Here is a 19,669-nt window from a genome sequence, read left to right as displayed (position 1 = left end):
ATAGACAATAGCAATCTTTCTTAAAGATTTTATTAAAGCTTAAAATGGCCCTTTTAATTTTTTAACTGCGAATAAAAATGGGCAAACTGCTGAAACAAATATTTTCCTGATAATCCGCGAATACACAATCCCGTAGGACAAGACCTTAATACAGGGCAGCGCCTTTCAAAAGTCCGTCCATAAGGGCACTCCCCTTGTATAGCTTCATGTAGGCTACCTTTAGGCTTATATTTACGAGCAGAAGAAGCTCCAAATACACTAAAGGAAGGTGTTCCCGACATTCCAGCTAGATGTAAAGGCAAGGAATCCATCGCAATGACAGCATCTATCCGACTCATTAAATTTTGTAAAACCGCAAGAGAGACTTTATCCAAAAGGCTTACATTTGTCACCAGGGCAGCCTGAAGCTTTTGTGCTATGGCTAATTCCTCGGCATTTCCCCATACTAAAATAAGAGAAACTTTCAGGTTGCTAGAAATTTCATATAAAAAACTTTCCAGGGCTTCATAAGAAAGCCTTTTATTTCTCCAAGCAGAGCCTGCACATACTAAAATCTTTTGTCCAGGTAGCTCTTTTATCTTGTTCCAAAGAAGATCAAAAACGCCTTTTTGTTCCTTACTTAAATTTAAAATTAATTTTTCTTCTTTTAAGGGAGAATAGCATTGAAAATAGTGCTGAACCAGATATACATTTTCATCTCGCACATTTATCTCTTTGGGAGGATCGAAATGATGATGGGTTACCCACCGGTTAGGCCACTCATGGAGAGATTTAGCTCCAAACCCTACTTTATGAGCACTTCTTGCTAAAAAAGTAGGAATAGCTGACTTAGTATTACCTTGCAAGTCAATCACAGCCGCATATTCTTGCTGTTGTAGGGCTGAGCGAAAGCTTAATATGCTGCTCCATGTTTTTAAGCTAAAAGGCCTTTTTCGCCAACTTTTTGTATCTATTTCAATGACGCGTTCAACTAAAGGGTGGCTTTTAACAATTTCGGCAAAGCTCTTTTCCACTACCCAATCCACTTTAATCTTCGGAAATTGCTGATGAAGAAAAGCAAGTACTGGAAAGCCATGGATAATATCCCCTAGTGAAGAGGTCTTAACGATCAATATCCTCATAACACCTGCGCCATGGCTTGCTGAAAATCTAAAGGAATAGGAGCTTGAAAGTGCATTTTGCGTAGAAGAGTGGGATGAATAAAGGATAGCTCATAAGCATGTAAAAGACAACGTGGGCTATAATAAGAACAATGAAAGAGCTTCCCATACTGCCGATCCCCCAAAATAGGGTGTCCCATTTCACTCATGTGCACGCGGATTTGGTGAGTGCGGCCTGTGCGCGGGTAGCAGTGCACTAAAGAGGCTTTTGGGCCTTTTTTTTGGACTTTCCACGCTGTAAGGGCATGATGGCCCTCAGCAGAAGGGACAGCTCCCCATAATGACTGTCCAAGATAATCATGAAGTTTACCTAAATAGTTGTTAATACTTCCTGATTCTTGCCTAGGAACTCCATCAATAAGAGCTAAGTAAACTTTATCGATCTCCTGCTTTTTAAAAGCAGCCACCATTTTTTCGCGAAACGCCTTACCTTGAGTGAACATCAACAGTCCGGTCGTATCCCGATCTAGCCGATGTAAAAGCTCCCACCTCATATTATAAGCTTTTAAAGCTTCTATCAATACTTGACCATCGGAGGCTACCCCTGCAGGCTTATTGTAAACAAGTAATTCTTTATCCTCATAAATAATCTGACTAGGTAAGAATTGAAAAGAAGAAAGAGGTTTATTCTCTAGAATTCCTGCTGGCAAGGAAACTTTATCTCCTTTAGCGAGAACTGTGGAAGCAAAATGCTCTAGGTGATGATTCACATAACATCCATTATATTCAATACTGCTCTTAATTTGGCGAGCAGAATAGCGTGAACCTAGCTTGCCTTTAAGAAAATTGACCAGCTTTTGGCCACTTTCTGCTGTCTCCACCATCCATTGCATAATTAAACCTTAAAAAAAAGTCAAAAATAGGCTGAAAAACTTGCTTTTAGCGTTTTTCTACAATTTCTTAAGCATCCTTTGTTAGAGAGGATTAAAAATGGGTGAATTGCTCTAAAAAACGTAGATCATTTTCTGTAAATAGACGAATATCTTTTACTCCATGTTTTAGTAATACCATTCTTTCTACGCCTATTCCCCAAGCATATCCAGAATACACTTCCGGGTCAATTCCTCCATTTTTTAATACTTCGGGATGTACCATTCCAGCCCCTGCAACTTCGAGCCATCCGGAGTGCTTACAGAGCTGACATCCTTTTCCCTTGCAAGAAAGGCAGGAGATATCTACCTCTAAGCCTGGTTCAACAAAAGGAAAGTAACTTGGGCGATAACGAGTCTCAATTTCTCGTCGAAATAGTTTTTTAAAAAACTCTTGCATGGTAGCTAAAAGATCGGCAAAGGTCACTCCTTTGTCGATATATAGACCTTCTACCTGATGGAAGAAAACATGAGAACGAGCTGTAATGGTTTCATTGCGATAAGCTTTACCAGGAGTAATGATACGAATAGGAGGCTGATGGGCCTCCATGACGCGCACTTGCACATTACTGGTATGAGTGCGTAAAAGAACATCAGGAGTGATATAAAAAGTATCTTGCATATCACGTGCTGGATGATCGGAGGAAAAATTAAGGGCTTCAAAGTTGTAATAATCGGTATCAATGTCAGGGCCATATTGTACAGAGAAGCCCATGCCTACTAAAATATCTAGGATACTATCTAAGGCTTGTGTAATTATATGCTTGCGTCCAAGAGGAGGTCGCCTGCCAGGTAAAGTAATGTCGATTTTTTCTTGAGCCAATTGCTGATCTTCTTCTTTAGCTATCAGCTGCTTTTCATGTTCCTCAATTTGATGCAACACTTCTTCTTTAAGTTCATTAATTTCCTTGCCAAAGGCGGGCCGCTGTTCAGGATTAACCTCTTTTAAGAGTTTCATCAAATTTTGGATAAGGCCCTTTTTCCCTAAATACTTTATTTTCAAATTTTCTATCTCTGCCGTGCTTTTTACGGCAGCTATATCGGCAGTAAAGTCGCTACGAATGGCTTGAATGGAGCTATGCACAATCTTCCTCAAAAAAATAAAATAAAAAAAATAGCAGAGTCACACTCGGCGGCTCTGCTAAAAATGTAGGAAATCAATACCTTGTTATACAAGGGCTTGTTTTGCATGACTCACCACGGCAGCAAAGCCTTGGGGATCACGAATAGCCATATCGGCTAACATTTTTCTATCTAAATCACATCGCGCTTTTTGCAAACCATGAATAAACTTGCTATAAGAAATTCCATGGATTTTCGCAGCGGCTCCAATTCGCATGATCCATAAGCTACGGAACTCGCGTTTTTTCTCTTTGCGATGGCGGTAATTATAGGCCAACGCTTTATTAACCGCATCACTTGTAAGACGCAAGTGGTTTTTTCGATCACCGAAAAACCCTTTAGCTCTCTTAAGTAGTCTTTTTTTGCGACGATGTGAAGCAACAGCATTGGTTACTCTAACCATAGCTTATCTCCACTGTTATTTGTCTAATTCTTTAATTATTAAAATATTAGATCGTTTCATTCATTTTTCTGACTTTTAGCTAGTCAGATCTATATTTTATACGCACATTAATCGTTTGTACGTTTTCAAGTGCGCATCATTAACTAACGCCGGTTTGGATAGCTGGCGTTTACGCTTAGGTGTTTTTTTATTCAAAATATGCCGCTTACCTGGACGCCCTCTTTTGAGCTTACCAGTTGCCGTCAATTTGAATCTGGCCGCAACAGCCTTTTTTGTTTTCATCTTAGGCACGTGAACTTCTCCCTACATATCTTTTCATTTTGCCTATGCGCTTTCTTCTTCCCTGGTAGGCTGGCTCTCATTCGAGAGGCCTTTCGCGCCTTCTTTTTTCTTCTTTCCACCAGGTGCTAATATGACAATGAGCATTCTTCCAAATAGCTTAGAAGGAGACTCTACAGTAGCGATTTCTTCTAAATCTTCGCACACTTTGCGAAGAACCTTTTCTCCAATCTCTGGATGAGCCATCTCTCGCCCTCTAAACATGCATGTTAACTTGACTTTATTGCCTTTAGCAATAAAATCTCGAGCATGTCTAATTTTTGTCTCTAGGTCATGGATATCAATATTCGGCTTGACCTTAATTTCTTTTACTTTAACTTGATGTTGAGCTTTCTTACTCTCTTTTTCCCGTTTCGTTTGATCGTAACGGAATTTGCCGTAGTTGATAATCTTACATACGGGTGGATTAGAGCCTGCTGATATTTCTACCAAATCTAATCCATCTTCTTCAGCTCTCGCTAAGGCCTCATGCAAAGGGACTACACCAATTTGCTCACCAGTTTGCGTAATCAAACGAACGCGCGGAGCACGTATTTCTCTGTTAACTTTCAACCGAAATTCCACCTTCGTTATAGAAGCACAAAGATGTCACCTTGCACTTCTTAGTTTTTATTAGACCTCTTTCTTAAAGAGGTAGACTTCATTTAAGCTTTTAATTCGTTTTCTAATTTCAATTGCTCAAGAAATTTATTTAAAACTTCCTCTTGCACGCTTTCTTGCTGATATTTCTTAAATATAACGGTGCGATTTTCCTCTTCTTTATCCCCTATTCTTACAAGATAAGGGATTTTCTCATGGTGAGCGGCCTGGATTTTTAGCGCAGCACTGTGAGTAGAATCATCCATGCTCACACGGAAACCAGCTTTTTTTATCTCCTCAAATACCTGAATAGCATAATCGAGGTTTTTATTCATCTCCGGAATCACGCGTATCTGTTCAGGAGCAAGCCATAAAGGCAGGTTCCCGGCGTAGTGTTCAAGGAGAATAGCTGTTAAACGTTCAATTGAACCTAGTACTGCTCGACCTACCATGACCGGCACATGCATTATGCCATCTTGCCCTGGATAGGACAAGCCCATCTTATCGGGATGATACAAATCAATATAAATGCAAGAGCTTTTCCAATCGCGCCCCAGGATATCGGTGAATCGCGCCTCTATAGCAGGACCATAATAATCTTGCGGCTCTTTGTCAATCACATATTTAAAGCCGCTTACATCCAAGGCTCTGACTAAATTAGCTTGAGATTCCTCCCACTTTTTAGGAGCCTTCTTATACTTTGTGCTTTTAGCAATCAGATGCCATTGGATCTCAAATCCCATTATCTTAATAGTTTTATTAATGAATTGCAAGGAAGAAATGAGCACATCTAAAAGTTGCTCAGCAGAACAGAAAATATGAGACTGATCGGCATAAAAGGAACGCGACCTTAACATTCCCCACTGGTGGATCTCTTTCCCCTGATTGTAAAATTCAGCGTATTCTGCGTAAGAGAGGGGCAGTTCTTGGTAAGAATGTGGCTTAGATTTGTAAAGAGAGGCGTGCAAAGATGCTTTAGTCGCACATAAAACATAAGCTGCTCCTTCAGACTCAAAACGTAAAGCCAAAGGCTCTGTTGAATCGGCAAAAGGCTGCTTTAGCAATGCGGGAGTGGTTATCCATTGACATCCCTGCTGTTGATACTCGGCTTTCAACCAATTTAGCAATATTTCGCGAAGAAGAACTCCTTTAGGATACCAGGTCCAGCAGCCCGGGCACGTCTCGTCCAAGCTAGTAAATAGGTTCATCTGCTTGCCCAGTTGTCGATGATCGCATTGCTTGGCAATCTCTCTTTTCTTCAGAAATTGCTTAAGGCTATAGCTTTCAGGGAATACGGCCCCCTGGATGCGTGTTAATGAAAGATTAGGCCTACCCGCCAAGGAAACTTTAAAAGAACTTATCTCTAATAATTTAAAGACCCCCACCTGCTTAGTCGTCTCAACAAAAGGAGGCGCCACCCAATCGTAAAACTCACCCACTTGACAAACATGCACTAAGGTCTCTGCACAAGCTTTTAATAAAATAACTTTAAGGGATTGCCCCTGATGTTTAAACAGCTCGATAGCATTTTTGCGCATCATTTCCATGGGCTTGAACGAAAGGCTTTGCCGCATAAAGTCACGCATGCGCTCTTCGATATACAAGAATTGCTCGTGAGTAATAGCTTCGGGAAGAAAAAAATCGTAGTAGAAGCCCACATCCGTGGCCTCCCCTTGGAATAGCTGTGCTTTTGGAAAAAGGCTACACATAGCAAGCGCTAATAACTCTGCAGCCGATTGTCTTAGAGTTTTTAGCGAATTTGTCATAACCATAAAATGGTGGGATATAGCTGACTCGAACAGCTGACCTCCACGATGTCAACGTGGCGCTCTAACCAACTGAGCTAATATCCCATCGGGATTAGTGAAGAAGGCATGTTAACGGAGAGCGCTGAATTTATTCAATCAAAAAAGAATAATCTCTTAATTTTTACTATTTAAGCAGTCCCATCATTTAGCATTTTTTAAATATTCGGTTAAAGCTTTTATATCTTTTTGGGTAAGGCGAGGAAGTTGAGAGATCTCTTCTAGGGAAGCTTCCCTTAATTTTTTAACGCTACCGAAATACTTTAGGAGCAAGGAACGTTTTTTAGGGCCTATCCCTGGGATATCATCAAGGGAACTTTTAATTGTTTTTTTTGTTCTTAAATGGCGATGGTAGGTGATAGCAGTACGGTGAGCTTCATCACGAATTTGCTGGAGTAAAAACAAAACGGGTGAGGTCTTATGCAATAAAAGAGGATCTTTAACACCTGGCAAGAAGACCTGCTCTTCTGTCATGCCGCGATCGTGTCGTCCCCTTTCTTTTGCTAAGCCGATCACATCGACCGTGGCGATATCTAAATCTGCTAGGAGCTTTAAAGCCATGTTAAGATGTCCTTTTCCTCCATCCACAATCAGCAAATCAGGTAAATCATTTTCTTCTTTAGCTCTTAGATAACGTCTGCTTAAAGCCTCTTGCATAGAAGCATAGTCATTCGATTGGTCGATCGTACGAATCTTATACTTTCGATAACGATTGGAGTCTTTTTGGCCGTTAGTAAAGGCAACCATCGTAGCGACAATGTTGGTGCCTGCAATATTAGAAATATCAAAACATTCAATGCGCTCAGGATACCTATTTAAATGGAATTTCTCTTCCATTTCTAATAAGGTTCGCTCCCTAACCGCTTGCAAATCTTTTTCTTGATGAAAAGAAGCTTTGGCATTAGCAATAGCCATTTCAACCATCGCTAATTTGTTACCCCTCTGAGGATGATAGATGCGCACTCCTCTTTTTCTTTGACTAGAGAGAATTTCAGCAATAGCCGAAGAATTATCAACGGGCGCGGAAAGTAAAATTTCATGAGGCAATTCAGCTTGCTCATCATAATTTTGTAATAGGAAAGATTCGAGCAGCTCATGATCATTTTGAGCGATCTGACTAAAGTTATGGCGCCTTGATCCTACAAGCTTGCCTGCCCTAAATAAAAGCTGGCAAAGAATAGCTTCATCGCCTTGACGGAAAATTCCAAAAGCATCCGCATCCTCCCCGAGAGGTTTATCTACTTTTTGTGTTTCAATCGTTTTCTCAATCTGACGAATGGTCTGTAAAATCTCTCCTGCCCTTTCAAACTCTAAAGCTTCCGACTGACGCTCCATTTCAGCTTTTAAATCTTGCAAAACTTCCTTATCTTGCCCCCTTAAAAACTTGATAGCCCCATCCATATAATGATCATACTCTTCTTTTGTACATTTATTGACACAAGGGGCTATGCAACGTTTGATATCATAAAGAATGCAGGGGCGATGACGACGAACCAGCTCCTGATCAGAACATTGCCTTAAGGGAAAAATGCGTTGAATTAAATCTAAAGTATGGCGAGCAGCTAGAGCACTTGTATAAGGTCCAAAATAGTAACCATCGGATTTAGGTTTACCTCGATACCGTATAAGGCTGACCATAGGCCAGGGATGTCGATTGTTAATTTTTAAAGCAATATAACTTTTATCATCTTTGAGTAAAGCATTATACCTAGGCTGGTATTGCTTAATCAGATTATTTTCTAATAACAAAGCTTCTTTTTCTGAATTAACAATAATCGTATCAATTTCTTCAACCTTTGCAATTAAAAAAGGGACCATTATACGCCCATCTCTACCTGCAGCAAAATATTGCTTGACCCGTTGACGCAAATTGTTAGCTTTGCCCACATAAAGAATCTCATTTTGCTCCCCCTTCATCAAGTAAACGCCAGGCTGGGTAGGAAAAAGATCGAGTTTTTTGAGATCAAAAGACATAAATACCTTTTATTTCAGAGCATAATTTTAAAGGGAGCTTCTTATCTTAAGCAACCTAATAAATAAAAATGCTTTTCTCTTCCTCCCTAGAAGGCCAGAAAAAAATCTTTTCTTTAAAGCTTTTCCTTCCTTTTAAATGTAGCCAACTAGGAAAAGAAAGCTTAAACAGGTCCTCCCTAAAAAGCTTTACTACCAAGTGTTTAGACCCTACCACTCCCTATTTTATCCATCAACCGCTTGTTAGGCCAATTTCTTAAAGGTTTAACAATTTTTTCTTGTCATTTTTTCATGCTATCCTGCTAGAGATTCATGGAGCAATCTTTGGTTTAACTGAATCCACAAAACTGGCCGATAAACAAAAATGAAAGAAGGGTAGCCTTTATTCTTTAGGGAGTAATAGTGGTGAATAACCTTTAGGTTTAAGGCTTGGCTCCCCTTTTAGGAGACTGACGATTTTTCTTTCGCTCAGAGCTGGGCCCTTTAGAGCTATTGATTGGAGGAAGATTTAGCATTTTTTCAAGCTCTAGAATGCGCTTTTCAAGGCGCTTAATCGTCTGCTCCTGCTCAAAAACCATTTGGCTCTGATGCTGGACAAGTATGAAAAGATCTTCATAGGTGGGCTTCATCATTAAAAACCTACTACTTAAGCTTTTTTTTAGCAAGAGTGCTGAAAGCGTACTTCTCGATTAGCAGTTGCGTAAGGCATTCCCCTCAATTGATTAAAAAGCAGATCACTTGTGTTTACTCTGGCATCATCGCTAAGGCAGGCTTTGGCAAGTTTTGCTGCTGCATTGCCAATTGCCCACAAGCTGCTGCAATGTCATCACCTTTGGTGTAACGGCAAGTGTTAACGATCTTGCATCCAAACAAAACGCTTCTAAATTCTTTAATCGCTTTTCTATCAGGCCTCTGCAGCCTCACATTTGGAATAGGATTATAGGGAATTAGATTAACTGTACATTGCTTGCCTTTTAATAGATGAGCCAATTCATGCGCATGATCAGGATGATCATTGATGCCCGCAATCAGAGTATATTCATAGGTAATATCGCGCTTCGTTTTCATACTATATTCATCCATAGCAGCTAAAATATCTTCCAAAGGATATTTACGAGCATAGGGAATAATTTTTTTGCGAATATTTTGATTAGGAGCATGAAGAGAAAGAACCAAATTGACTTTAAGATTTTCTGTGCTTAGACGCTTGATTCCATCCACAATTCCTACCGTAGAGACTGTAATTCTTCTTTGAGAAATGTTAAGAGTTTCCTCATCAATGATCAGATGAATGGATTTCATCACGGCCTCATAGTTTTTAAGGGGCTCACCCATTCCCATGTAAACCACATGACAAACACGTTCTTCTTTTTGCTTTAACCAATGGTTAATTTGCACGATCTGCTCGACAATTTCCCCAGGTCGGAGATTGCGAAAAAAACCTTGCTTTCCTGAAGCGCAAAAGGCGCAGTTAGCAGGACATCCTACTTGCGAGGAAACACAAACTGTACGACGATCACCAGAGCAAATCAGTACAGATTCGACCAGATTACCATCCCTTAACTTCCAGAGAAATTTATAAGTTTCTAAGTCTGTGGAAGGGGTAACTTTTACCAATTGCAAGGTAGGCAACAACAAGCCCTTTTTTAGCTTTTCACGCAGAGGCTTACTCAGGTTAGACATCAAATCCCAATCCAGGATCGATTTTTTATACACCCATTCAAAGAGTTGGCGTGCATGAAACTTTTTTTCCTCATAAGTTTCTAGCCAATCTACAAGTTCTGAATAGGTTAGGTCACAAAAATTTGTCATTATTTTCTCAATCAATAATTTTATTTATAGTGCAGCATACCATATGTATTAAATAACTACTAGTTAATTCCTTACTAATTATTTTAGCTGGCGTTAGAAAAACAAGCCTACTAAAGATCTGTAAAACCTGCTTAAGACTTGCTCGTTAGGGTAAGGCAAGCTGCCTTACCTCTTATATTTTTTTATTAAAGGCCAATTTCCCTGGTAAGGATAGATAAAGTTATACATATAACTAAAGGTGTAGAAAGCTACTTATTGAATAGTTAGAAGGGTTTTCCCTTAGATTTTCACGATTTGCTAGCTAGAGATGGTTCAGCTTAAGCTATTTAAAAAATGAAAAGCGCAAGTAGAGAACTTTTGGGCTATATAATAAAAAATAAAAGGGAAAGGAATAGGAGAGAAGTGAAGATGATGAAAATGTAGCGTTATTTTTCTTAAATAAGATAACATCATGCCTTTCATAAAAAATGAGTATCTACATGATTACCTTTCAGGAAGTTTTAAGACGTCTCTCGCTTTTTTGGGAACAGCAAGGGTGTATTATCCATCAAGGATATGATCTTGAAGTAGGAGCAGGGACCTTTAACCCTGCCACCTTTCTACGCTGCTTAGGTCCCGAGCCTTATCGTGCAGCTTACATTGAGCCCTCACGCCGCCCTGCAGATGGACGTTATGGAACCAATCCCAACCGGCTTCAACACTATTTTCAATACCAGGTGATTCTCAAGCCCTCACCCTCGCATATACAGGATCTTTATCTAAAATCCTTAGAAGCTATTGGCTTTAACCTGAGTGAGCATGATATCCGCTTTGTTCATGATGATTGGGAGGCCCCTACACTTGGAGCTTGGGGATTAGGATGGGAAGTCTGGATGGATGGGATGGAAGTTACCCAATTTACTTATTTTCAATGCGTAGGGGGCCTCAATTTAAAACCTATCACCGGTGAGATTACCTATGGCATTGAGCGCTTGGCCATGTATCTACAAAAAGTCAATAACATCTTTGATTTACAATGGAATGAAGAGATTACCTATAAAGATATTTATCACCGTAATGAAGTCGAATGGAGCCATTACAATTTCGAAAATGCTTCAACAGAAATGTGGTTTCGACACTTTAATGATTTTGAAAAAGAGGCTCAAGCATTAATGGCTGCAAGCTTGCCGCTACCCGCCTATGATTTTGTCATGAAAGCTTCGCATGCTTTTAATATTCTGGATGCACGCGGCGCCATTTCTGTTACTGAGCGAACAGGTTATATTGCACGTATACGTAATCTTACTAAGCAAATTGCCGAAAGTTATACAAAGAGCCGCGAACAGCTAAACTACCCCTTACTAGGCAAATTTAACTCTACGCCTCTATCCGAAATTGAAGAGATTATAGCTCCTACTCTTTCCAGAGAAGAAGAAATCGAAATACTTGATCCTAATAAAAAAGAGGCTTTTCTTTTAGAAATTGGCTCCGAAGAGCTCCCCGCTTCCTTTGTCAGCTTAGGCTGTCAAAATCTAGAGAAAACATTTAAAGCTTTTTTAAATAAAGAAAGTATCGCTCACGGAGATATTAAAACTTATGGGACTCCTCGTCGCCTGACCTTGTATGTTGAAGATCTTCCTTATCTTAAGCCCCCCCAAATCTTAGAAAAAAAAGGGCCATCTTTAGAGCAAGCCTATAGCATCGATGGGCAATTAAAACCAGCGGGTGAAGGTTTCTTTCGCTCTCTTGGCATTCCCCCTATTTCCTTAGCTGCTATCCGTGAAGCTCCCTGCGGCTCCGTGCGCATTCAGCAAATCAAAGGAATCGATTATCTATTTGCCTCCATGGAAACACCAGGAATACCGACAGCACACATCTTAGCTAAAAACTTACCCAATCTCATTTTGAATCTCGATTTTCCTAAAAAAATGCGCTGGGGTTCTTGTGAAATTTCTTACGCACGTCCTCTGCGCTGGATCACCTGCCTTCATGGCACTCACATTATTCCCTTTAGCGTGGGCAATATTCAGGCCGGTCGAAAATCTTTTGGGCATCGTCAGCTATGCCCGGAGGCTTTTGCTCTTGATAAAGCCCAAGACTATGTGGAAATTTTGAAGAAACATCAGGTGATGGTAGACATGGCGGAAAGAGAAGATACCATCATTACTGTCCTAGATAAGCTAGAACAGTCCTTACAAGCAAAAATTATCTGCCGAGAGGCTGTCATCCCGCAAGTCTTGAACTTGGTGGAGTGGCCCCAAGTAACTTATGCCTACTTCAATGCCTCTTTTCTTAATGTTCCTAAAGAAGTGTTAATTTCTGAGATGGTGGAACATCAAAAATATTTTCCTGTTACCGATGCTCGCGGTCAGCTACAAAACATCTTCATTATCACCGCTGACAACAATCCTTCGGATTACATACGGGCCGGTAATGAGCGTGTCTTATCAGCTAGGCTCTCTGATGGAGCTTTTTTATATGAGCAAGGCTTGAAAGTATCCTTAGATTTTTACAATGAGAAGCTCAAACAAGTGACTTTCCAAGCTCACTTAGGGAGCGTATGGGATAAGGTTAAACGAATTGTTTCCCATGTAGAGATTTTGCAAAAATTGCTTAACAGAGGCAATTTGGAAAAAGCTAAGCGAGCAGCTTGGTTATGTAAAGCCGATTTAGCCTCAGAAATGGTTTATGAATTTCCTAACCTACAAGGTACGATAGGAAAATACTATGCTCTAGCTTCAGGCGAGGATCCAGAGGTAGCCGCAGCCCTGGATGAACATTGGATGCCCCGAGGAGAAAACGCTCCTTTACCCCAAACCCTTACAGGCACCTTAGTAAGCCTTGCGGACAAAATCGATAATTTAATTGGTTGCTACTGTGTAAATCTTAAGCCTACCTCTTCTAGTGACCCTTATGCGCTAAGGCGCCAGACTCTCGGCGTGATTAAAATGCTTATTAATGGGCGCTACCGCTTACCCTTAATGGAGGTCTTCCGGCAATGTTTTGATCATTTCCCTGAAGCTCTAATAGAAGATAAAGAGCATTTATTACAAGAGATAGAAGCTTTTATTACCAACCGTATTAAATCAGTTTTCCAAGAATATGAACTTTCTAAAGATGAAATTGAAGCTTCTCTTTCTGCTAACTTTAGTGATATCTACGATACTTTTTGCAAAGCTAAATCCCTTCATCATTTCAGACAAACAAACAAAAAGTTCCCCCTTCTCTTTGAAGTCTATAAAAGAGCTAAAGGTCAGTTAGCAAACATCCCAAGTACAGCTTTTTCAAAAGAATTACTTAAAGAAAATGCTGAGAAAAACTTGGATGCTTTACTAGACCAAAAGCAAATACAACTTACCCAAGCAATTATCTCGCATGATTATGATAAGGCTTACGAATTAATTGCAGATATTCAACCAGCTTTAGCCCAGCTTTTTGATGAAGTTAAAATCTTGACGGATGATCTAAAATTGCGAGACAACCGTATAGCTTTGCTGCAGCGCGTTTTTGACATGTTCTCTCAATTGCTAGACTTTAGTAAAATTAGTGAGAAATAGTTTTTGAAGTCTGTGAATAAAGGTCAATGATATGTGAACCTTGTTAGGTAAATGATTTAATAGCCCATCTCTTTAAGGCGCAGCCTTATACTAGGCTTATCACTTAAGCTAGCACCCAATGCCCTTTGAGCCTTCCAAGCTTTGTCATTTTATTGATAGCTAGAGGTTTAGTGTATAGCTCTGCTCGTTAATAGGCTAGTTTCCTAGAGGGGAAATCTCCTCAAAAGCTTCTTCCAAGGCTCCCTGCCCTCATTCTCTCCTCTAAAGCCTTGAATGACTTTTAAAGCATCATTTCCTTTTTTCATCTAGGGCTTGTCCGTCTCTTGGCTTAACCCTCCTCCTCTTCTGAGAGGTACTAAAAGATCTATCTGCTGAACTTGGATGATCGATAGAAAGTGGATTTATCGTAAGCACCATCGCCATGAGCGGTTATTACACTCTTTGGTAACTTGGATATCATTTGAGTTGCCACTAAATCATCGGCGCTATTGCTCTTTGTCAACTCGCTTAAAAATAATCTCAGGGGAATTTGAGCAAATGCTTAAGTGAATCTCTCTCCAAGTCCTCCACTTTGTTTTGCCATGCATGCTAACGCACTTTCCATTCTCCTTCGCCATAGACCTTCACCCCAGAGGAATCAAAGACTATGCCTGTTGGAAGCTTACGGCTTAACCTCTTCGATTCTTGTCCTAGCTCTTTAGCACGCCTGTTGAAGCAGACATAACAAGGAATAAGGAGTCTTGAAGGTCAGCAAAGCAATCAGAGACAGGAGAAGTCCTCGCACAACTCATAGAGAAATGATAAGCGGCTTTAATCATCAACACGCTTAGGATAGCTTCAACGGAATAAATTCTTATGAATCCCTTCCTGCCCGTACTTTTATTTTCCCTCTATCTTCAATAACCTCAACCCCTAGAACCATAAAGTTATATTTTTTCTTTCCACTAAAGCTATAGTATAACCAGATCCATTACGTAGGTAATAGGTAAGTTTTTTCTCAAAGCTTGTCTATATTTTTATCTTATCAAATTAAATTTTATAGCTCTTAAGCGCTAAAGAGCAGTCTTATCGCATACCCTTCTTATCATTTACCCAACAAGGCTGGATATGGGGGTTAATTACCACTGTAGCGCTAACAAAGTTTTCCTGAAAATGCAACCTTTCTAAATTAATTATTAATTTTATGGTAATAGAAGATATAACCCTCTTTAGCTTCATTTAATATTTCATCTTCATCTAATCGCTGCGGCTTTTTACCATCTTCAAAAAGCTGCCATCCCTTGGAAGTCAAGCAGTATGCGAGATAGTGACCAGTATTTTTTGTATCACCCTTATGAACGATAAACCCCTTCAAGGTATATTTTTGTTGGCCAATTTTGATCTGTTTGTTAATGTTAATTGACTTAACAACTTTTATAAAACCATTGCCATCTTCAGCTGGTTGAAAACGCATAATTTGAAAGAAAATTATCTCTTTCATATTAACAATATTTAATTGCTCCCTATAATTATTTACAATATAAACTTTACCATTTTGAACAAAAGTAAGCTCAGCATTCTCCTTATGGGAGCAAAATAATTCGTTTATCATATCTTGAAGATTTTCCGTTTTATCAGAAATTGTTAAGGGCAAAATGAAGGTCTCCTCAAAATTTTCAATTTTATCTTTTGCGTTGATCTTAGAATAGTTTTCAATTTTTTTTCCTTTAACTGACTTTTTCTTAGCTAAATTTACTTGGCGAGATCTTGTAAAAGTAGAGTTCCAGCTGGCCATATTGTAATGCTCGCACGTTTTTACGATAGCCTCTGCCGCATCTTCTTGACCATTTGTTGAAAACCCTAAAAGCGTACGCATCTTCTGTCTAGAAAAGGTTACCATCGCGTCCCTTTCGCTATTAAGATTGCTAGCACAGCTATCAGATTCGATACCATATTCCAAAGCCATTTCTAAAAGTAGCCCCCTTAATTGTTGAGCATTCAAAGTTTTTTTGCCTAATTTCTTTAAGTTTTTTTTATTTTCTAGATTCTTTTCATCTACTAGATGAAGAAGTAATGGCGTGTGAAAAAGTAATTGCATGGCAGAAATGAAAAAACAGTCATTATTAACATTTATTATTCCAACTGAGCCCAAATTAGAAAGTATTTCTGATTGTCGCTCTTGCGTTAAACTCAGCGAGTATTTTTCCTCACTATTCTCTGCAGAAATTTCTTCTAAGGAATCACTGTCTATATCTGACTCTATATCTGAAGTTGCGTGAGTCTTTTCTGGTGATTGACATGGATAGTAAAGAAGCCCCTCCTGGATATAGATAACGCGTTGTTTACCATTCAAGTTGATTACCTTTAATGGTTTTCTTGAATTCACGATTTTTTCACGGTTTTGGGCCAAAAACACAATCTTTCTATCGAGGAGCATGGCTACAAGCTCCAATTCTTCGTGCTCAAGCAAAAAGGTCGAATAGATGAGGGAATCCAAATACGAGGTAAAAATCTCTTCAAAAGACTTTTCAAAATTCTGACTTTTATTTTGAAGTAGCAAATTTAATTTAGGGCTTAATGAAAAGGAATTAATTTCAGTTTTGGATTTATTCTTAAACTTTTCGGAAAGTTTAGAGAAGTAGTCAAGAAAAATTTTACGATCAGCCGATTTTTTTTTCAAAAACAACTTACACATCTTCAAGCGCAGCTCCTTTTCATTAACCTGTTCCATACTTAGCTCGAATAAGCTAGCCAGTACTCCAAGTAGATTTATAGCCTTTTCCGAGCGATGATATACCTGGTCTTCATATTTGAATGAAGCGTCTAAAGGTAAACTTGCTGCTCTCCACTTCTTTTGTGAAAGAGAAGACCATTGGAAAAAGCCAGGTTTTGAAACATCTATATTCGCACTGCGAGGAATTTGGCAAATCTTAAAGCCGAATCCCTTAAGTTTTAGGAACTCCTCTAAATGCAATAACTCAATTTTAGCGACCATAGAGTCAAATTGAGAAAGTTGCTGATGAACCCTTTCATAGACCTTTCCCGCAATCTTATGTGACCATCCCCCTTCTAACATCTCCGCACAAAATTCCTCTTTTATAAGGCGCAAGAATTTATCACCCACACGACCGTACTTATCTAGGTATTCTTGGCTCTTTAAAAATTTATAAAGCTTTGTGGAACTAGAGCTTTTTTGTGAAGAAAGTTTATCAAAATCTTCTTTTCTAAACTCATATCCAGGATTTTTCTCATCGATTAAAAAACGCTCCGCCCCCTCAGCACTATCAATAAAAGCGTAGACAAAGCAGATTTTATTTAAATCCCTTTTAAATAACTGTACGAATCGATCGGAAGGATCATTTTCATTTTCAACGAGAGGTAATGCCTTGAATGATTTCTTCAATTTTTGGCGAAAAGGACTCGCATCTTTGACATCTATTACTTGATAATAAAGTTTACGCAACATTTCCGCTTTTCCAACACGCGCATTCAAAACATTGATTGCAGCTTCACGTATTTGCGCACAAGCAATACGGGTGGGTTGGGCAAAGCCTTCCTTAACATGATAAAGGTAAAGATCCTCCTCGTCCTTACCAAATTTTAGTAGGTCAAAGAGTTCCACCTTTTCCCTTTTCCCTGCGTAGACCTGATCACAGACTAGAAAACCAGGCGTCTCCAAATAAAGTCGATTATATCCCTCTTCTTGCAAAACCAACTTGTAGTTATTATGCTGCTCATTTAAAAAATCGATAAGCGGCTCGGATGCTTCAAAATATGCAGGTAAAGGCCCCTGCATTAAGTAGCGAGATCCATAAAGTTTTTGTTCAGGCATGGGTATTGGCTTACTTAGCTCTTTGAAAATAGCTTTAGCAAATCGCTCCTTTATATTCAAACGTTCTTTAAAATCATTTATCTCGCAAGCATGATTATTCTTCATTTTTTCCGTTAAAAGCTTTCCGATTGCCTTCTTATTATTCTTAAGATTTATTCCCTTAAAAATAAATGCACTTAAATCAGAAAGAGTAGGAGTGCCATCTTCTCTTAAAATACATATCTTTTTAGCATTTCCCGACAAACGGCTTAAAACAGGATATTTCTTCTGTAAAAGTTTAAATAGATCCTTTGCATATTCTTCACTATTTTTTTTACTAAAAAAAACGCCTAATTCCTGTGGTTTTAGGACCTCTTTTCTGTCCTTCTTGTCAGTCAGCAGGAGGCTGAGTCCCTCCCAATTTTTAGAAACAGCTTTTGTAAAATTTGCCGGCATTCCCTCATTTTCTAAGAGACAACGCGTTGGAGTAGGATAGATTACAACCCCCTTTTCATTGATAAAGCAAAATTCTCTTTTGCATAGCTCTTCTAAATAATTTTTTAGCTGTTTTTCTTGCACTTCAGTCTTTTCTAAAGCCAATTCAGCTGTAAATGTGGCCCACTCTTTTTTAGCAAGCCATGGCTTCCCCAATTGCCCACTAGCTTGGGGATCTTTTGTGTCAATCAGATGTTTATCAATTAAAATATAAAAAGCACGTTGTAAAACAGCTAAATGATCCGCTTTTATCTGCAACCAAAGTCCATCGATACGAAAAAAAACATTTCCCTTATAGCGCATTTCTCCATGAATGAATTCTTTTAGTGCAAAATAAGGGTTTTTTCGATTGAACTTAAGCTTAACTCTACTAAATTTAGTTGCAAACTCTTCGAAAGTAGCAATTTGACCGAACAGAAAACGTAAAGTTTCTAAAATTTCATTTAATGAAGGACGATACTGATAACTTATCTTATTCTCTTTTTCATACATTAAGGTAAATTCACCCGACCTGTAGAAATCTTTATAATAGCGATGAACGAAATAAAGTTCTCCTATCGGCTGTTTGTTTTTATAATATTCCCAAACTAATATCAAAAGAGCATTATTCAAGGTAGGCACTAAAGCCTCCTCTACATTCTGAATATTCTCTAAATAACGAAAAGCAGTATCATCCTCTTCTTTTACCTGTTTATTTTCCTCTGAGCGATACGTATCGTCACCCCGAGAAATACACGCTAGATGCTTAAGAATTTCTATATGTTGTTGCATCGTCATCGAAGATCCAATAATAATTCTACCAACACCTACATCAACAGAAATCTTACTCACCTTTTCCTTTTTAAGGCCTTTTTTAGATTTTGGTTGAGTAAATGCTGAGAGCTTATATTCGGGATTATAGAGTGAGGATCCCAGCTTAAAATGGGTTCCAAATCCTTTAAAATAGTGCCATACTGTTGCCGTTTCATGTTCTTTTAAGGCATATTCTTGATGGTAAGTTTCTGTTGAAGAATCTTGGTGCCCAGCGAGAGATTTAGTTTCTGTAGAGGTGAGTTTAGGATCCATGACGCGTAAAGCCCATTTAATAGGAGCTTGAAAGTCTGCATATGATTTGACTACCTGCCAGCCGTCATTTGTTGTCAATGCAAATAGTTCCCAAGCCTGCTTAACTTTTTGCGTGGTGTTCTCAACTTTAATTTTTTTCACCATGGATTTAGCTTTTTTTACCTCACAATAAGTAAAGAACACGAAATGAATATTTTCTCCCTGAAATTTCTCATCAGAGTCTGTATTCATCATGGTTACCCATTGCGCAAACTTAGATTGCGTCGGGCGTTTAGATAAGAATAGACGGGCATGAAAGCCATTATAGGCTTCTGAATTCCACTTAAGTTTTATCTCTTTATAGATTTGATTGCTGTTGTTATCTTTAATTTTTTTCTGATTGTAAACCCTCACAATTTTATCGATGAATTTCTTGGTCGCTTGCACTGTTTCTAATAGCGTTTTTGGAGAACGAATCTGATGAATATTCATTCCATGAAAAGGGATGTTACTTGCATTTTCCATCGATTAAAACCTAACTATAAGATTAATTATTTGTTTCTCCGGGGTGCTATCCGGTATATTTTTATACTGAATAAAAAATACAGAAATTTGATTATAACAACAGCAAAAAATTTGAAATTCGATTTAGATATAAAGGATGAAGGATTACTGGCTAATTTTTTTCTATTTCTTGCTTAATCGACAGCTTGCACGGCTTTTTTCTCTTATATAGGCAAGCTT

12 protein-coding genes, 1 tRNA gene and 1 pseudogene are annotated in these 19,669 nt (G+C 38.8%); 1 reads left to right on the top strand and 13 read right to left on the bottom strand.

What is annotated here, in order from left to right; genetic code table 11:
- Positions 1 to 53: 53 nt before the first annotated feature.
- The 11 genes from waaC to rlmN form a co-directional block, all read right to left on the bottom strand.
- On the bottom strand, positions 54 to 1,121 hold the full coding sequence (gene waaC / locus DB42_RS04450) for a lipopolysaccharide heptosyltransferase I (RefSeq protein WP_044881916.1): 1,068 nt from the start codon (positions 1,119 to 1,121) through the stop codon (positions 54 to 56).
- Positions 1,118 to 1,993, bottom strand: coding sequence for an RluA family pseudouridine synthase (locus DB42_RS04445; RefSeq protein ID WP_044881915.1), 876 nt, complete (start codon positions 1,991 to 1,993; stop codon positions 1,118 to 1,120). The genes waaC and DB42_RS04445 overlap by 4 nt, the downstream gene beginning before the upstream one ends.
- A 91-nt stretch (positions 1,994 to 2,084) precedes the next feature.
- Complete coding sequence (gene pheS / locus DB42_RS04440; protein ID WP_044881914.1) at positions 2,085 to 3,113, bottom strand: phenylalanine--tRNA ligase subunit alpha; 1,029 nt, start codon at positions 3,111 to 3,113, stop codon at positions 2,085 to 2,087.
- Between the two features lie 84 nt (positions 3,114 to 3,197).
- Positions 3,198 to 3,554, bottom strand: a complete 357-nt coding sequence (gene rplT / locus DB42_RS04435) for a 50S ribosomal protein L20 (RefSeq protein WP_039385742.1) — start codon at positions 3,552 to 3,554, stop codon at positions 3,198 to 3,200.
- Between the two features lie 96 nt (positions 3,555 to 3,650).
- Entirely contained in the window at positions 3,651 to 3,845 is a 195-nt protein-coding gene (rpmI, locus tag DB42_RS04430; RefSeq protein WP_039385743.1) for a 50S ribosomal protein L35, read from the bottom strand.
- Positions 3,846 to 3,878: 33 nt separating this feature from the next.
- Positions 3,879 to 4,457, bottom strand: coding sequence for a translation initiation factor IF-3 (infC, locus tag DB42_RS04425; protein ID WP_368665344.1), 579 nt, complete (start codon positions 4,455 to 4,457; stop codon positions 3,879 to 3,881).
- Between the two features lie 80 nt (positions 4,458 to 4,537).
- Positions 4,538 to 6,238: a threonine--tRNA ligase gene (locus DB42_RS04420; RefSeq protein WP_162180756.1), complete on the bottom strand. Its 1,701-nt coding sequence runs from the start codon at positions 6,236 to 6,238 to the stop codon at positions 4,538 to 4,540.
- Between the two features lie 10 nt (positions 6,239 to 6,248).
- A tRNA-Val gene (locus tag DB42_RS04415) sits at positions 6,249 to 6,325 on the bottom strand.
- Between the two features lie 96 nt (positions 6,326 to 6,421).
- The gene (uvrC, locus tag DB42_RS04410) at positions 6,422 to 8,251 is read right to left on the bottom strand and encodes an excinuclease ABC subunit UvrC (RefSeq protein WP_044881911.1); all 1,830 of its coding nucleotides are present in this window, start codon (positions 8,249 to 8,251) and stop codon (positions 6,422 to 6,424) included.
- 419 nt (positions 8,252 to 8,670) lie between these two features.
- A complete protein-coding gene (locus DB42_RS04400) occupies positions 8,671 to 8,880 on the bottom strand; it encodes a DUF6444 domain-containing protein (RefSeq protein WP_155117421.1) in 210 nt (69 codons plus the stop codon).
- A gap of 112 nt (positions 8,881 to 8,992) precedes the next feature.
- On the bottom strand, positions 8,993 to 10,060 hold the full coding sequence (gene rlmN, locus DB42_RS04395; protein WP_039385752.1) for a 23S rRNA (adenine(2503)-C(2))-methyltransferase RlmN: 1,068 nt from the start codon (positions 10,058 to 10,060) through the stop codon (positions 8,993 to 8,995).
- 479 nt (positions 10,061 to 10,539) lie between these two features.
- Between rlmN and DB42_RS04390 the strand changes: the two genes are divergently transcribed.
- Positions 10,540 to 13,596, top strand: a complete 3,057-nt coding sequence (locus DB42_RS04390) for a glycine--tRNA ligase (protein WP_052435978.1) — start codon at positions 10,540 to 10,542, stop codon at positions 13,594 to 13,596.
- Positions 13,597 to 14,111: 515 nt separating this feature from the next.
- Here the strand turns inward: DB42_RS04390 and DB42_RS11590 are convergent.
- A pseudogene (locus tag DB42_RS11590) lies at positions 14,112 to 14,244 on the bottom strand (IS5/IS1182 family transposase); the annotation flags it as partial.
- A gap of 520 nt (positions 14,245 to 14,764) precedes the next feature.
- Positions 14,765 to 19,090, bottom strand: coding sequence for a ubiquitin carboxyl-terminal hydrolase (locus tag DB42_RS04385; RefSeq protein ID WP_162180755.1), 4,326 nt, complete (start codon positions 19,088 to 19,090; stop codon positions 14,765 to 14,767).
- Positions 19,091 to 19,669 lie beyond the last annotated feature (579 nt).

The sequence above is a fragment of the Neochlamydia sp. EPS4 genome, assembly GCF_000813665.1.
In the GTDB taxonomy this organism is placed as follows: Bacteria; Chlamydiota; Chlamydiia; order Chlamydiales; family Parachlamydiaceae; genus Neochlamydia.
Note: the sequence above shows the minus strand (reverse complement) of the source record. Positions and strands in the feature narration are given on the sequence as shown.